Here is a 15,856-nt window from a genome sequence, read left to right as displayed (position 1 = left end):
GATGACAGACTATTATGTAATTGGAGATGTTCACGGAAAAGCTGGGATGCTGGAAGACCTTCTCAAAACATGGGATGGTCAGACCCAGTTACTCTTTCTAGGGGATTTGATTGACCGTGGTGAAGATAGTCGCCGTGTTCTAGAGATGGTTAAGGACTTAGTGGATAATCAAGGGGCTATCTGTTTGTCAGGAAATCATGAGTATATGTTTTTGACATGGCTAGATGATCCAGAAGAAAGCTATGATCACTATCGTCGCAATGGTGGAGATACAACCATTAACTCTATCCTAGGTCGTCCTTTGGATGCACCGGTTGATGGAGTTGAGGATGCCAAGCGTGTTGCTACTGAAGCGGCAGACTTGGTCGAATTCATTCGTCAAATGCCTTTTGTGGTAGAGACAGACAAGTATATTTTTGTGCACGCAGGTATTGATTTGACCTTAGACGACTGGCATGAAACCACAGATTATAAAAAAGTCTGGCTCAGAAAACCATTCCACGAAGCAGAAAATCATACTGGGAAAAGCATTGTCTTTGGTCACACACCAGTCTATGGTTTGTTAAAGCAAGAGCGTGGTACTGCTGAGCTTTGGACTACAGAAGATGGCAAGATTGGAATGGACGGAGGAGCTGTCTATGGTGGTGTCCTTCATGGGATTGTCTTTACAGACCAAGGAATGACAGAACACCACTTTATCGAAAATGACGGCTTTGTTGCTGAAGATTAGTACTCCTAGCAGGGTATGGTCTTGTCAAAATGTCAAAAACAATTTATAATAAATAGATACCCTGAAAGGAAGAGAATCATGAACTTAGAAGAATTGAAAAAACGACAGGAGAAGATCCGTAACTTCTCTATTATCGCCCATATTGACCACGGAAAGTCGACTCTAGCAGACCGCATTTTGGAAAAAACAGAGACGGTTTCAAGCCGTGAAATGCAAGCTCAACTTTTGGACAGCATGGATCTAGAGCGAGAACGTGGGATTACCATTAAGTTAAATGCCATTGAGCTGAATTATACTGCAAAAGATGGCGAAACTTATATTTTCCACTTGATTGACACGCCGGGGCACGTAGACTTCACTTATGAAGTTTCACGTTCGCTCGCTGCCTGTGAGGGTGCTATTTTGGTGGTCGATGCCGCTCAAGGTATTGAGGCTCAAACCCTTGCCAACGTTTATCTAGCCTTGGACAATGATTTGGAAATCATGCCAGTCATTAACAAAATTGACCTACCTGCTGCAGATCCTGAGCGCGTGCGTACAGAGATTGAAGATGTCATTGGTTTGGATGCCAGTGAAGCAGTTTTGGCTTCTGCCAAGGCTGGTATTGGGATTGAAGAAATCCTCGAGCAAATCGTAGAAAAAGTACCAGCACCAACAGGTGATGTGACGGCACCACTTAAGGCCTTGATTTTCGATTCTGTTTACGATGCTTACCGTGGGGTTATCCTCCAAGTTCGTGTCATGGATGGGGTGGTCAAACCTGGCGATAAGATTCAGCTTATGAGCAATGGCAAGACTTTTGATGTTACGGAAGTCGGTATCTTTACACCCAAGGCAGTTGGTCGTGATTTCCTTGCTACTGGTGACGTTGGATATATCGCTGCATCTATCAAGACAGTTCAGGACACTCGTGTGGGTGATACCGTTACCTTGGCAACCAATCCTGCGGCTGAGCCATTACATGGTTACAAACAAATGAATCCTATGGTCTTTGCGGGTCTATATCCTATCGAGTCAAACAAGTACAATGACCTACGTGAAGCGCTTGAAAAATTGCAACTGAATGATGCTAGTCTGCAGTTTGAACCAGAAACATCTCAGGCACTTGGATTTGGTTTCCGTTGTGGTTTCCTTGGACTTCTCCATATGGATGTTATCCAAGAGCGTTTGGAACGTGAGTTCAACATTGACCTCATCATGACAGCTCCATCTGTTATCTATAAGGTTAACTTGACCGACGGTGAGTCTATGGATGTATCTAACCCATCTGAGTTCCCAGATCCTACCAAGATTGCGACCATTGAAGAGCCTTATGTTAAGGCGCAAATCATGGTACCACAGGAGTTCGTAGGAGCTGTAATGGAGCTAGCTCAGCGCAAGCGTGGTGACTTTGTGACTATGGACTATATTGATGATAACCGTGTCAATGTTATCTATCAAATTCCACTGGCTGAAATCGTCTTTGATTTCTTTGATAAGCTTAAGTCTTCAACACGTGGTTATGCAAGCTTTGACTACGAATTGTCAGAGTATCGCCCCTCTAAGCTGGTCAAAATGGACATCCTTCTCAATGGAGACAAGGTGGATGCCCTTAGCTTTATCGTTCACAAGGACTTTGCCTACGAACGCGGAAAACTCATCGTTGATAAGCTTAAGAAAATCATCCCTCGCCAACAATTTGAGGTGCCAATTCAAGCAGCTATTGGACAGAAGATTGTCGCTCGTACTGATATCAAGGCCCTTCGTAAGAACGTACTTGCTAAATGTTATGGTGGTGACGTTTCTCGTAAGCGTAAACTGCTTGAAAAACAAAAAGCTGGTAAGAAACGCATGAAAGCTATCGGATCAGTAGAAGTTCCACAAGAAGCCTTCCTTAGCGTCTTGAGCATGGATGAAGAATAAGTTATCATAATTGTTTTTCTTGTTCACAGGAAACTTACATAAGAATCAATAGTAAAACAGGCTTAAATAGGCCTGTTTTTTTGCATTTATAATAGGATTAAATCGTTTAAAGTGTTTGTTTTAAATGTTTGTTTTTGGTTGTAAATATAAAAATAAACAAAATAATCGAAAAAAGGACAAAAAACAACAAAAAATTATTGACAACGATTTCATATAGTGTTATACTTATAGCATAAAGTTAATGGAAAGAAGGGAAAACCTTATGGGATTAGATCATTTCTTTGACAAAAACCTTGTGTTTTGCTTAGAAGCGGATAATCAAGAACATCTCTTTGATCAGGTTGCAACTTTATTGGAAGAACGAGAAATCGTAACTCCAACTTATCGTGAAGCCTTGATCACGCGTGAAAAGTCATTTCCAACTGGCCTAGATATGGAATTTTTGGGTAAGGATTTGCCGAATGTGGCTATTCCTCATACAGATATTGTTCATAATCTAGCTGAAAAAGTTGTGGTCGTTCGATTAGAAAAACCAGTGACCTTCCACAATATGATTGCACCAGATAAGGAAGTAGAGGTATCCTTGCTCTTCTTTATCATTAATAACTCAAGTTCAAGTCAAACGAACATTCTTGCTCAGTTGATGGACTTCTTTACTGGAAATGGTCATCTTGAAGACCTATCAAAAATTTCTGAACCAGAAGCCCTCTATGCTTATATTGCTGAAGCAATTGCTTAATCTTGTCTATTAAAAATATTAAATCGGAGGAAATCCATATGATTAAAATTCTTGCTGCCTGCGGTGCAGGTGTTAACTCAAGCCACCAAATTAAAAGTGCTCTTGAAGAAGAACTTTCAAACCGCGGTTTTGATGTTCACTGTGATGCAGTCATGGTCAAAGACGTTAATGAAGACCTTATCAAAGGTTATGACATCTTCACACCAATTGCTGCTACAGATCTTGGTTTTGACCCAGGTATTCCAGTTATTGAAGCTGGACCAATCTTATTCCGTATCCCAGCAATGAGTGCTCCAGTATTTGACAATATTGAAGCAGCTATCAAAGAACACGGATTAAGCTAATTTTAATTTGTTAACATTCATATAACATAAAAAGGGAGGAACTGTTATGGATGCAATCTTTGGCCTAATCAAAGAATTTTTCACACCTATCTTAGATATGGGTGGACCTGTCATCATGTTAATCATTTTGACAGTATTGGCTTTACTTTTTGGAGTGAAATTCTCCAAAGCGCTTGAAGGTGGTATCAAACTTGCCATCGCTCTTACTGGTATCGGAGCTATCATCGGTATGCTAAATGGTGCTTTCTCAGCATCACTTGCAAAATTCGTTGAAAATACTGGTATCCAATTGAGTATCACTGACGTTGGTTGGGCACCACTTGCAACAATCACTTGGGGATCTGCTTGGACACTTTACTTCTTGCTTATCATGTTGATTGTCAACGTAGTAATGCTTGCTATGAAGAAAACTGATACACTTGACGTCGATATCTTCGATATCTGGCACTTGTCTATCACAGGTCTTTTGATTAAATGGTATGCAGACAACAACGGTGTGAGCCAAGGGGTTTCACTCTTTATTGCTACAGCAGCTATCGTCCTTGTTGGTGTGTTGAAAATTATCAACTCTGACTTGATGAAACCTACATTTGATGACCTTCTTAACGCTCCAAGTTCATCACCAATGACATCAACTCACATGAACTACATGATGAACCCAGTTATCATGGTTTTGGATAAGATTTTTGAAAAATTCTTCCCAGGTCTTGATAAATATGACTTTGATGCTGCTAAATTGAACAAAAAAATCGGTTTCTGGGGTTCTAAATTCTTCATCGGTTTCATTCTTGGTATTGTTATCGGTATTATGGGAACTCCACATCCAATTGAAGGTGTTGCAGATGCAGATAAATGGCGTCTTGTTATCAAAGGATGGTTGTCTCTTGGTTTGACAGCCGGTGTATCTTTGGAACTCTTCTCACTTATCGGTTCATGGTTCATCGCTGCCGTAGAACCACTTTCACAAGGTATTACAAACGTTGCTACTAAACGTCTTCAAGGACGTAAATTTAACATCGGTCTTGACTGGCCTTTCATCGCTGGTCGTGCTGAAATCTGGGCTTGTGCCAACGTACTTGCACCAATCATGTTGATTGAAGCTGTGCTTCTTTCAAAAGTTGGAAATGGTATCTTGCCACTTGCAGGTATCATCGCTATGGGTGTTACTCCAGCTCTCTTGGTTGTAACACGTGGTAAATTGCTCCGTATGATTATCTTCGGAACACTCTTGTTGCCACTCTTCCTTCTTTCAGGTACACTTATCGCACCATTTGCAACAGAACTTGCTAAAGGTGTAGGTGCCTTCCCAGCAGGTGTGAGTGAAACTCAATTGATTACTCACTCAACTCTTGAAGGACCAATCGAAAAACTTCTTGGTTGGACAATTGGTAACACTACAACTGGTGATATCAAAGCAATCCTTGGTGCTGTAGTCTTCCTTGTATTCTATATCGGTATCTTTGCATGGTACAGAAAACAAATGATCAAACGTAACGAAGAGTACGCAGCAAAAGCAAAATAATGCGCTCCTATAAAATGTAAATTGTTGAAACTAGGTTGTCATACCATTAGGAGTGACAGCCTAGTTTTTTATAAACTATTAAGAAATCGGAGAAAATAATGGTAATTGAATTAAAATCAGAACAATTAAGAGTTCAATTTAACAGTTTTGGTGGGGCTCTTTCTTCTATAAAAGATGCTGAGGGACTTGAGTATTTATGGCAAGGAGATGCTACTTATTGGAGTGGACAAGCTCCTGTTCTCTTTCCTATTTGTGGTTCATTGAGAGAGGATATAGCACTTTATATAGATGATAATGGACAAGAAAGTAAAGGAAAGATTCCTCGTCATGGTTTGGTTCGCAAGAAAGAATTTGAATTAGTTGAACAGACAGATAATAGTGTAACTTTTGCAATTGAAGACGATGAGAATAGCTATCAGAACTACCCTTATCATTTCCGCCTAGAAATCACTTATATCCTTACTGGAAAGACAGTACGGACTCAATACAAAATATTTAATAAAGAAACTAGCAAGGTCCTGCCTTACTTTATTGGTGGCCATCCAGGATTTAATTGTCCTCTACTGGATGATGAAGTCTATGAAAATTACTATTTAGAGTTTGAAAAAGAAGAGACTTGCTCTGTTCCACGTCCTTTTCCAGAAACGGGTATGCTGGATTTTCAAGATAGAAGTCCATGGCTAGAGGGGCAGAAAGAAATAGATCTTAGTTATGATCTTTTCAGCACGGATGCAGTCACCTTAGATGACTTGCAATCTAGAACAATTGCGCTTCGTTCTCGTAAACATGATAAGGGATTGAAAGTGCACTTTGCAGAGTTCTCAAATCTTATTATCTGGTCAACTTTGAATAAAGGTCCTTTCATTGCTTTTGAACCATGGTCTGGCTTGTCAACATCCCTTGAAGAAGGAGATCATCTAGAAGATAAGAAGAATGTTCGTCTCCTAGAACCTGGTCAAGTAGATCAAATTGGTTTTGATATCGAAATTTTTTAGTTAAAAAACACAAAAACAAACACTAACTGTTGACTTTTTCCAGAAATAGGAGTATATTATGTTTGTAACAAACAAATAATCACTTGTTATATTTTCTTTCGTAGAGAAAGATTATTTCTAGGAAGCTGGTTTCCTAAACTTGAATAAGGTGTCATTCATCTCATTCAATCCAATTTGTCAATAAACTGCTAGAAAGCTTTTTGTAGGTAATACTCAATGAAAATTAAAGAGCAAACTAGGAAACTAGCCGCAGGCTGTACTTGAGTACGGCAAGGCGACGTTGACGCGGTTTGAATTTGATTTTCGAAGAGTATAAACTGCTAACTATAAAAGGTTTTATTAGCCTAGAAAAATAAAAGGAGTATACAATATGTCTATTGTTATCGGTGCAGATGCTGCAGGTTTGAGATTGAAAGAAGTTGTGAAAGACTTCTTGGAAAAAGAAAACTTCCACGTTGTGGATGTTACAGCTGAAGGTCAAGACTTTGTTGATGTGACTCTTGCTGTTGCTGCAGAAGTAAACAAAGAAGAACAAAACCTTGGTATCGTGATTGATGCTTATGGAGCTGGTCCATTTATGGTCGCAACTAAGATCAAAGGAATGGTTGCTGCAGAAGTATCTGACGAACGTTCAGCTTATATGACTCGTGGTCACAACAACTCACGTATGATCACTATGGGTGCACAACTTGTTGGTGATGAATTGGCTAAAAACATCGCTAAAGGATTTGTTAACGGTAAATACGATGGTGGACGTCACCAAATCAGGGTCGATATGTTGAACAAAATGTGCTAATACGCTTCAAAAATCAAGATAATCTGTCGTCAGCTCACTTTAGCTAACCTCAGTTATGCTCGCAGCTCGCTTCCTAAGCTAATCTTGATTTTTCTTGAGTAAGGATAAATGATATTAGATTTATATAATTAATCGGAGGGAATAACTAATGAGAATTGCAATTGGATGTGATCACATCGTAACAGATGAAAAAATGGCGGTTTCAGAATTTTTGAAATCAAAAGGATATGAAGTCATTGACTTTGGTACTTATGACCATACACGTACTCACTACCCAATCTTTGGTAAAAAAGTAGGGGAAGCTGTAACTAGTGGTCAAGCTGATCTTGGAGTATGTATCTGTGGTACTGGTGTTGGTATCAACAACGCTGTAAATAAAGTTCCAGGTGTCCGTTCTGCCTTGGTTCGTGATATGACAACAGCCCTTTATGCTAAAGAACAATTGAATGCCAATGTTATCGGTTTTGGTGGTAAGATTACTGGAGAATTGCTCATGTGTGATATCATTGAAGCTTTCATCCATGCTGAATACAAACCATCTGAAGAAAACAAAAAATTGATTGCGAAAATTGAACACCTTGAAAGTCACAATGCTCAACAAACAGACGCAAACTTCTTCACTGAATTCCTTGAAAAATGGGATCGCGGAGAATACCACGACTAAGAGGTGACATATGATTTTAACAGTCACAATGAACCCATCCATTGATATTTCCTATCCCTTGGATGAGTTGAAGATTGATACTGTCAATCGTGTGGTGGATGTAACCAAAACGGCTGGTGGTAAGGGACTCAATGTTACCCGAGTACTTTCAGAATTTGGGGATTCTGTTCTTGCTACTGGTTTAGTGGGTGGCAAACTTGGTGAGTTTTTGGTTGAAAATATCGATGATCAAGTAAAGAAAGATTTCTTCTCAATTCAGGGAGAAACTCGTAACTGTATCGCTATTCTTCATGGAGATAATCAAACAGAAGTTCTTGAAAAAGGACCTGAAGTTCTTGAAAAAGAAGGTCAAGACTTTTTGGATCATTTCAAAAAACTCTTGGACTCAGTTGAAGTAGTAGCCATCTCAGGTAGTCTGCCAGCTGGTCTTCCAGTTGATTACTATGCGAGCTTGGTAGAACTTGCTAATCAAGCTGGCAAGCCTGTTGTCTTGGACTGCTCTGGTGCAGCACTTCAGGAGGTTCTTGAATCACCACATAAACCAACAGTCATCAAACCAAATAATGAGGAATTATCTCAGCTTCTTGGAAGAGAAGTTTCTGAGGATTTGGATGAATTAAAAGAAGTACTTCAAGAACCTTTGTTTGCAGGTATTGAATGGATTATCGTTTCACTTGGTGCCAACGGTGCCTTTGCCAAACATGGTGACACTTTCTACAAGGTAGATATTCCTAGAATTCAGGTAGTAAATCCTGTTGGATCTGGAGACTCTACTGTGGCAGGAATTTCTTCAGGACTTCTTCACAAAGAATCGGATGCAGAATTACTCATCAAGGCAAATGTCCTTGGTATGCTCAATGCTCAAGAAAAAATGACTGGTCATGTCAACATGGCCAACTATCAAGCTCTATATGATCAATTAATAGTAAAAGAGGTATAAAATGGCTTTAACAGAACAAAAACGTGCACGCTTAGAAAAACTTTCTGATGAAAATGGTATCATCTCAGCTCTTGCATTTGACCAACGTGGTGCGTTGAAACGCCTCATGGCTCAACACCAAACAGAAGAACCGACAGTGGCTCAAATGGAAGAACTTAAAGTTTTGGTAGCAGATGAATTGACTAAATACGCTTCATCTATGCTTCTTGATCCTGAATATGGACTTCCAGCAACTAAAGCTCTTGATGAAAAAGCTGGTCTTCTCCTTGCTTATGAAAAAACAGGTTATGACACAACAAGCACAAAACGCTTGCCAGACTGCTTGGATGTTTGGTCTGCAAAACGTATTAAAGAAGAAGGTGCAGATGCAGTTAAATTCTTGCTTTACTATGATGTAGATAGCTCAGACGAACTCAACCAAGAAAAACAAGCTTACATCGAACGTATCGGTTCTGAATGTGTGGCTGAAGATATCCCATTCTTCCTTGAAATCCTTGCTTACGATGAAAAAATTGCTGACGCAGGTTCTGTAGAATACGCTAAAGTAAAACCACACAAAGTTATCGGCGCTATGAAAGTCTTCTCAGACCCACGCTTTAACATTGATGTCTTGAAAGTAGAAGTTCCTGTTAACATTAAATATGTTGAAGGCTTCGCTGAAGGTGAAGTAGTTTATACACGTGAAGAAGCAGCAGCCTTCTTCAAAGCTCAAGATGAAGCAACTAACTTGCCTTACATCTACTTGAGTGCTGGTGTATCAGCTAAACTTTTCCAAGATACTCTTGTATTTGCTCATGAATCAGGTGCAAACTTTAACGGAGTTCTTTGTGGCCGTGCTACATGGGCTGGATCAGTTGAAGCATACATCAAAGATGGTGAAGCAGCAGCTCGCGAATGGCTTCGCACAACTGGTTTTGAAAACATTGATGAGCTCAATAAAGTTCTTCAAACAACAGCGACTTCATGGAAAGAACGCGTGTAAGCAAGTCCTCCTAGGTTAGGAACATGAATCTAAAAAAATTTTAAAAAAAGTTTTATGTAAAGGTTTACAAAATAACTTACTTGTGCTATACTTAAATCACAAGTTAATACAAGGTGAGTGTTACTAAGTAATATTAGGCATGATCACAGGTGAATTAGAAATCGGCTGATTTTCTAGTTCATTTGTGGTCATTTTTTGTACTCATATACCTTTAAGATATAAAAGGAGGTTGACATGTATCGAATTCTAAATCCAATGAATCACAATGTCTCGCTTGTCAGAAATGATAAAGGAGAAGAAGTGATTGTGATTGGTAAGGGGATTACATTTGGAAAGAGGAAGGGAGATTTGATTACTGAACAGCATATTGAGAAAATCTTTCGGATGAAGACAGAAGAGTCAAGAGAAAACTTTATGGCTCTCCTCAAAGATGTTCCGCTTGATTTTATCACAGTGACCTATGAAATCATTGATAAGCTATCAAAGAAATATCATTATCCAATTCAAGAGTATCTCTACGTAACCTTGACAGATCATATTTACTGTTCTTACCAAGCTCTAGCACAAGGAAGGTACAAGGATAGTAATCTACCAGATATTTCCACTAAGTATCCTGTCGCTTTTCAAATCGCAAATGAAGCTTTTGAAATTTATCGTCAGAAGCTAGCAGATCATTTTCCTGAGGACGAAATTATTCGGATTGCTTATCATTTCATTAATGCCGAAGGTGAAAATGAAGTGGAACTTGTGGAGTCGATTGATAAGAGGAAAGAAATTCTCAGGAATGTTGAAGAAGTTTTAACGGACTATGCAATTCAACGAACCAAAGAGAATAATCATTTCTATGATCGTTTTATGATACATTTGAATTATTTCTTGGATTATTTAGACAGATCTAGAGATGATAACCAATCACTTCTGGATATGGAAGATCATATTAAACAATCCTATCCAAAAGCGTTCGAGATTGGTTCCAAGATCTATGATGTGATTACGCAACATACGGGTCTTGATTTGTATAAAAGTGAACGAGTTTATCTAGTTCTACATATCCAACGTTTATTGTCATAAAAATTTAATTAAAAATACCTAAGGAGAATTCTATCATGAATAGAGAAGAAGTAACATTGTTAGGTTTTGAAATCGTAGCCTATGCTGGCGATGCTCGTTCAAAACTATTGGAAGCCTTGAAAGCTGCTGAAGCTGGCGATTTTGCGAAAGCAGATAGCTTAGTCGAGGAAGCTGGTTCTTGCATTGCAGAGGCTCACCACGCGCAAACAAGTCTATTGGCTAAGGAAGCTTCAGGTGAGGACTTAGCCTATAGTGTAACCATGATGCATGGCCAAGACCACTTGATGACAACTATCTTATTAAAAGATTTGATGCACCATTTAATTGAACTCTACAAGAGAGGAGTTAAGTAATGAATAAATTAATTGCATTTATTGAGAAAGGAAAGCCTTTCTTTGAGAAACTATCTCGTAATATCTACCTTCGTGCCATTCGTGATGGTTTCATTGCAGGTATGCCTGTTATTCTCTTCTCAAGTATTTTTATCTTGATTGCCTTTGTACCAAACTCATGGGGCTTTAAATGGTCTGATGAAGTTGTAGCCTTTCTGATGAAACCTTATAGCTATTCTATGGGTATTCTGGCTCTCTTGGTAGCTGGTACAACAGCTAAGTCATTGACTGACTCAGTAAACCGTAGCATGGAGAAAACCAATCAAATCAACTATATGTCAACACTGTTAGCAGCGATTGTTGGTTTGTTGATGTTAGCAGCTGATCCTATCGAAAATGGTCTAGCTACTGGATTCTTGGGAACAAAAGGCTTGCTTTCAGCCTTCCTTGCTGCCTTTGTTACTGTAGCCATCTATAAGGTTTGTGTTAAGAACAACGTCACTATTCGTATGCCTGACGAAGTTCCACCAAATATCTCACAAGTCTTTAAAGATGTGATTCCATTCACTCTCTCAGTTGTTTCACTTTATGCTCTTGATTTACTAGCTCGTCATTTTGTTGGTGCAAGCGTAGCAGAATCAATCGGTAAATTCTTTGCACCATTATTCTCTGCTGCTGATGGTTATCTAGGTATTACGATTATCTTTGGTGCATTTGCATTCTTCTGGTTTGTTGGTATCCATGGTCCATCTATTGTTGAACCTGCTATCGCAGCAATTACCTATGCCAATGCCGAAGTCAACTTGAACCTTCTCCAACAAGGTATGCACGCTGACAAGATTCTTACTTCTGGTACACAAATGTTTATCGTTACCATGGGTGGTACTGGTGCGACACTGGTTGTTCCATTCATGTTCATGTGGTTAACAAAATCAAAACGTAACCGTGCAATCGGTCGTGCTTCAGTAGTCCCAACATTCTTTGGTGTAAATGAACCAATCTTGTTTGGTGCACCACTTGTATTAAACCCAATCTTCTTCATTCCATTTATCTTTGCTCCAATCGCAAACGTTTGGATCTTTAAATTCTTCATTGAAACTCTTGGAATGAATTCATTTACTGCTAATCTACCATGGACAACTCCAGCTCCACTAGGTCTAGTTCTTGGTACGAACTTCCAAGTTCTATCATTCATTCTTGCTGCCCTTCTAATCGTGGTTGACGTAGTTATTTACTATCCATTCCTTAAAGTCTATGATGAACAAATTCTTGAAGAAGAGCGTTCAGGTAAATCTAATGATGAATTGAAAGACAAAGTTGCTGCAAACTTCAACACTGCAAAAGCAGATGCTATTCTTGAAAAAGCGGGTGTCGATGCAGCTCAAAATACAATCACTGAAGAAACAAATGTCCTCGTTCTCTGTGCAGGTGGAGGGACAAGTGGACTTCTTGCTAATGCTTTGAATAAGGCAGCTGCAGAATACAATGTCCCTGTGAAAGCAGCAGCAGGTGGCTATGGTGCTCACCGTGAAATGTTACCAGAGTTTGATCTAGTTATCCTTGCCCCTCAAGTTGCTTCAAACTTTGAAGACATGAAAGCAGAAACAGATAAGCTCGGTATTAAACTTGCCAAGACAGAAGGCGCTCAATACATCAAATTAACTCGTGATGGAAAAGGTGCTCTAGCATTTGTACAAGCGCAATTCGATTAACGATAGGGACTCTGAAATAGTCTCCTATCGTTACAGAAATCACTATGGCGAATTTCCTAATCGCCTTATTAATTCGTCGGTAAAAAGATATCGTTTTTACCTCCTCATGTCACAATTCGATTAATAATAGGGACTCTGAAATAGTCTCCTATCGTTACGGAAATCGCTATAGCGAATTTCCTAATCGCCTTGTTAATTCGTCGGTAAAAAGATAACGTTTTTACCTTCTCATGTCACAATTCGGTGACTTGGTACAAGAAGTGAGATGGAGAAGGATGGCTCACTGACTCCTCTCCTCTCACTTTTACTTTATTTTAAATCAAGAAATAGGTGAAAAAATGACAAAAACACTTCCAAAAGACTTTATTTTCGGTGGCGCAACAGCTGCCTATCAAGCAGAAGGTGCTACACATACTGATGGTAAAGGACCAGTAGCGTGGGATAAATATCTTGAAGATAACTACTGGTACACTGCAGAACCAGCCAGTGATTTTTACAATCGATACCCAGTTGACCTCAAGTTGGCAGAAGAGTATGGTGTCAATGGCATTCGAATTTCTATTGCTTGGTCACGTATTTTCCCGACTGGTTACGGCCAAGTAAATGCTAAAGGTGTTGAATTTTATCATAATCTATTTGCAGAGTGTCACAAACGTCATGTTGAGCCTTTTGTAACTCTTCATCACTTTGACACGCCAGAAGCTCTCCATTCAAATGGCGACTTCTTAAACCGTGAAAATATTGAACACTTTGTAGACTACGCTGCCTTCTGTTTTGAAGAATTCCCAGAAGTAAACTATTGGACAACCTTTAATGAAATTGGGCCAATTGGTGATGGTCAATACTTGGTTGGAAAATTCCCTCCAGGTATTCAGTACGACCTTGCCAACGTTTTCCAATCGCACCACAATATGATGGTTTCTCATGCGCGTGCAGTCAAGCTATATAAAGATAAAGGTTATAAAGGTGAAATTGGTGTTGTTCACGCACTGCCAACCAAGTATCCTTTGGATCCTAAAAATCCAGCAGATGTTCGTGCAGCTGAGTTGGAAGATATTATTCACAATAAATTTATCTTGGATGCAACTTATCTAGGTCGCTATTCAGCTGAAACGATAGAAGGTGTCAACCATATCCTATCCGTGAATGGTGGTAGCTTGGATCTTCGTGAAGAAGATTTTACAGCATTAGAAGCTGCAAAAGACTTGAATGATTTTCTAGGCATCAACTACTATATGAGTGACTGGATGGAAGCCTTTGATGGCGAAACAGAAATCATTCATAATGGTAAGGGTGAGAAAGGAAGCTCTAAATACCAAATCAAAGGTGTTGGTCGTCGTGTAGCTCCTGATTATGTACCACGTACAGACTGGGATTGGATTATCTACCCTCAAGGTTTGTATGACCAAATCATGCGTGTGAAGAAAGATTATCCTAACTACAAGAAGATTTACATCACTGAAAATGGTCTCGGGTATAAAGATGAGTTCGTTGATAACACTGTTTATGATGATGGCCGTATTGATTATGTCAAACAACACTTAGAGGTCTTATCTGATGCGATTGCTGATGGTGCAAACGTCAAAGGATACTTCATCTGGTCATTGATGGACGTCTTCTCATGGTCAAACGGTTATGAAAAACGTTACGGTCTCTTCTATGTAGACTTTGAAACTCAAGAACGTTATCCTAAGAAATCAGCTCACTGGTACAAGAAAGTAGCAGAAAGTCAGATTATAGACTAGTAGAATTAGTAATTAGATATAGAATTATAGTGAGGCAAAAGATGTTCAAAGATTTTATCCAATCTATTTATGAAAAAGTTTATATTATGAATTTTGATAAATGTTCTCAAATACCGTGTTTGACTAATGAGGAGCTGAAAAACCTTGGGAAATGGTATGTCTCTACCGGTAAAGAATGGATTTGCCATTCAGACTATGAGCTAGAAGAATTTAAAAATATCTTTTTAAATTGTATCAGTCCTGAAGAACGGGATAATATCTCCTTTGATTCAGATTTTATGCCGTTTCAACAATCATAAATAATCTAGGAAAATCTTTGTAAAAATCTTCATCCAAAAATGCGTCATATCAAGATTCTTATTTTCTTGATATGACGCATTTTATATTTTATCAATCCTCAGTTTTATGATTTAGAAAGAATAATTTTTGTTTGTTTTGAAAGTTGTTCGAAGGTTTCTTTGCTCAGTTTAGAGTCTGAAACGATGGTATCAATATCAGAGATATTGTAGAAGGCATAGAAATCAAATTTATTGAACTTACTATGGTCAGCTAGTAAGTATTTTTTATTGGAATTATTGAGGGCGATGCGTTGAGATTCACCTTCCTCTTCACTAAAGGTCGCAATCGCATTGTCCTGAATACCATTACAGCTAACGAAAGCTTTAGAAAATTGAAGATTGGCTAAGTTTTGCAAGGTTAGTGTTCCCACAAAGGCTCCAGTGATAGAGCGGTAGTTTCCACCGATTAAAATCAAATCTGTTAGTTTTCGTTCGTTTAAGATGAGAAAGACTGGTAAACTGTTTGTTACAACACGAATATTATCAATTGGAAGTTCACGGGCAAAAGATTCTAAGGTCGTACCAGGGCCGATAAAAATAGTTTCACCCTCATCAATTAAATGGCCTGCAAAACGGCTAATTTCGTGTTTTTCTGCGATTTGTAAGCTTTGTTTTTCAATATTGGAACGTTCATTATTTAAAATAGAACCTGTGCGAATTTTCTCAGCTCCCCCGTGTACTCGAACAAGTAGATCCTTGTCTGCCAACTCTTGCAAGTAGCGTCTAGCAGTCATATCTGACACATCCAAGCGAGTCATGATTTCTTTTACAGTAATAGTTCCCTTTGTATTTACCGTTTCTAGAATATTATCTAGTTTTTCTTGCTTTAACATCGTTATCACCTCTATTTCTATTACTATTTTATCATAAAGTATTCAATCAATCAATTTAAAAAACAAAAGAAAACAAAAACAAAAATATCATGGTTGTTTTAAACGGCTCTATAATATTTGTAGTGGGTAAATCCCCTATAAATATTATGGAGCCTATTTTTGTGTAGAAAAAAAGTCCCATATGACCTATAATGAAAAGCGACGAAACAAC

16 protein-coding genes are annotated in these 15,856 nt (G+C 38.7%); 15 read left to right on the top strand and 1 reads right to left on the bottom strand.

What is annotated here, in order from left to right:
- The first annotated feature begins 1 nt into the window (after position 1).
- The 15 genes from M1F55_RS07780 (at position 2) to M1F55_RS07710 (ending at position 14,773) form a co-directional block, all read left to right on the top strand.
- Complete coding sequence (locus tag M1F55_RS07780; RefSeq protein ID WP_247947615.1) at positions 2–730, top strand: metallophosphoesterase family protein; 729 nt, start codon at positions 2–4, stop codon at positions 728–730.
- A gap of 78 nt (positions 731–808) precedes the next feature.
- The gene (lepA, locus tag M1F55_RS07775; protein WP_001047209.1) at positions 809–2,632 is read left to right on the top strand and encodes a translation elongation factor 4; all 1,824 of its coding nucleotides are present in this window, start codon (positions 809–811) and stop codon (positions 2,630–2,632) included.
- 262 nt (positions 2,633–2,894) lie between these two features.
- Complete coding sequence (locus M1F55_RS07770) at positions 2,895–3,371, top strand: PTS sugar transporter subunit IIA (protein ID WP_000521974.1); 477 nt, start codon at positions 2,895–2,897, stop codon at positions 3,369–3,371.
- A 38-nt stretch (positions 3,372–3,409) separates the two neighbouring features.
- Complete coding sequence (locus M1F55_RS07765) at positions 3,410–3,715, top strand: PTS sugar transporter subunit IIB (RefSeq protein ID WP_000590547.1); 306 nt, start codon at positions 3,410–3,412, stop codon at positions 3,713–3,715.
- A 46-nt stretch (positions 3,716–3,761) separates the two neighbouring features.
- Complete coding sequence (locus tag M1F55_RS07760) at positions 3,762–5,237, top strand: PTS galactitol transporter subunit IIC (protein ID WP_247947614.1); 1,476 nt, start codon at positions 3,762–3,764, stop codon at positions 5,235–5,237.
- A gap of 98 nt (positions 5,238–5,335) precedes the next feature.
- Positions 5,336–6,232 (top strand): aldose 1-epimerase family protein, encoded by an 897-nt coding sequence (locus M1F55_RS07755; protein WP_247947613.1) that lies wholly within the window; start codon positions 5,336–5,338, stop codon positions 6,230–6,232.
- A gap of 370 nt (positions 6,233–6,602) precedes the next feature.
- Positions 6,603–7,028, top strand: coding sequence for a galactose-6-phosphate isomerase subunit LacA (gene lacA / locus M1F55_RS07750; RefSeq protein ID WP_000029277.1), 426 nt, complete (start codon positions 6,603–6,605; stop codon positions 7,026–7,028).
- A 148-nt stretch (positions 7,029–7,176) separates the two neighbouring features.
- Positions 7,177–7,692 (top strand): galactose-6-phosphate isomerase subunit LacB, encoded by a 516-nt coding sequence (gene lacB / locus M1F55_RS07745; protein ID WP_001216910.1) that lies wholly within the window; start codon positions 7,177–7,179, stop codon positions 7,690–7,692.
- Positions 7,693–7,702: 10 nt separating this feature from the next.
- Entirely contained in the window at positions 7,703–8,632 is a 930-nt protein-coding gene (locus tag M1F55_RS07740) for a tagatose-6-phosphate kinase (protein ID WP_023948153.1), read from the top strand.
- 1 nt (position 8,633) lies between these two features.
- On the top strand, positions 8,634–9,614 hold the full coding sequence (lacD, locus tag M1F55_RS07735) for a tagatose-bisphosphate aldolase (protein WP_001229114.1): 981 nt from the start codon (positions 8,634–8,636) through the stop codon (positions 9,612–9,614).
- A gap of 234 nt (positions 9,615–9,848) precedes the next feature.
- Positions 9,849–10,685: a PRD domain-containing protein gene (locus tag M1F55_RS07730; RefSeq protein ID WP_004254529.1), complete on the top strand. Its 837-nt coding sequence runs from the start codon at positions 9,849–9,851 to the stop codon at positions 10,683–10,685.
- Positions 10,686–10,720: 35 nt separating this feature from the next.
- Entirely contained in the window at positions 10,721–11,038 is a 318-nt protein-coding gene (locus M1F55_RS07725) for a PTS lactose/cellobiose transporter subunit IIA (RefSeq protein ID WP_001078320.1), read from the top strand.
- Complete coding sequence (locus tag M1F55_RS07720) at positions 11,038–12,729, top strand: lactose-specific PTS transporter subunit EIIC (protein ID WP_045611530.1); 1,692 nt, start codon at positions 11,038–11,040, stop codon at positions 12,727–12,729. Before M1F55_RS07725 ends, M1F55_RS07720 begins: the two co-directional genes overlap by 1 nt.
- Positions 12,730–13,067: 338 nt before the next feature.
- Positions 13,068–14,474, top strand: a complete 1,407-nt coding sequence (gene lacG, locus M1F55_RS07715) for a 6-phospho-beta-galactosidase (protein ID WP_247947612.1) — start codon at positions 13,068–13,070, stop codon at positions 14,472–14,474.
- 41 nt (positions 14,475–14,515) lie between these two features.
- Positions 14,516–14,773, top strand: a complete 258-nt coding sequence (locus M1F55_RS07710; protein ID WP_084928541.1) for a DUF3884 family protein — start codon at positions 14,516–14,518, stop codon at positions 14,771–14,773.
- A gap of 104 nt (positions 14,774–14,877) precedes the next feature.
- On the opposite strand, the gene M1F55_RS07705 is transcribed toward M1F55_RS07710, so the two are convergent.
- Positions 14,878–15,645, bottom strand: coding sequence for a DeoR/GlpR family DNA-binding transcription regulator (locus tag M1F55_RS07705; protein ID WP_084928540.1), 768 nt, complete (start codon positions 15,643–15,645; stop codon positions 14,878–14,880).
- Between the last annotated feature and the right edge of the window lie 211 nt (positions 15,646–15,856).

The sequence above is a fragment of the Streptococcus mitis genome (genome assembly GCF_023109235.1).
GTDB lineage: Bacteria > Bacillota > Bacilli > Lactobacillales > Streptococcaceae > Streptococcus > Streptococcus mitis_DA.
This window is presented reverse-complemented; position numbering and strand designations above follow the sequence as displayed.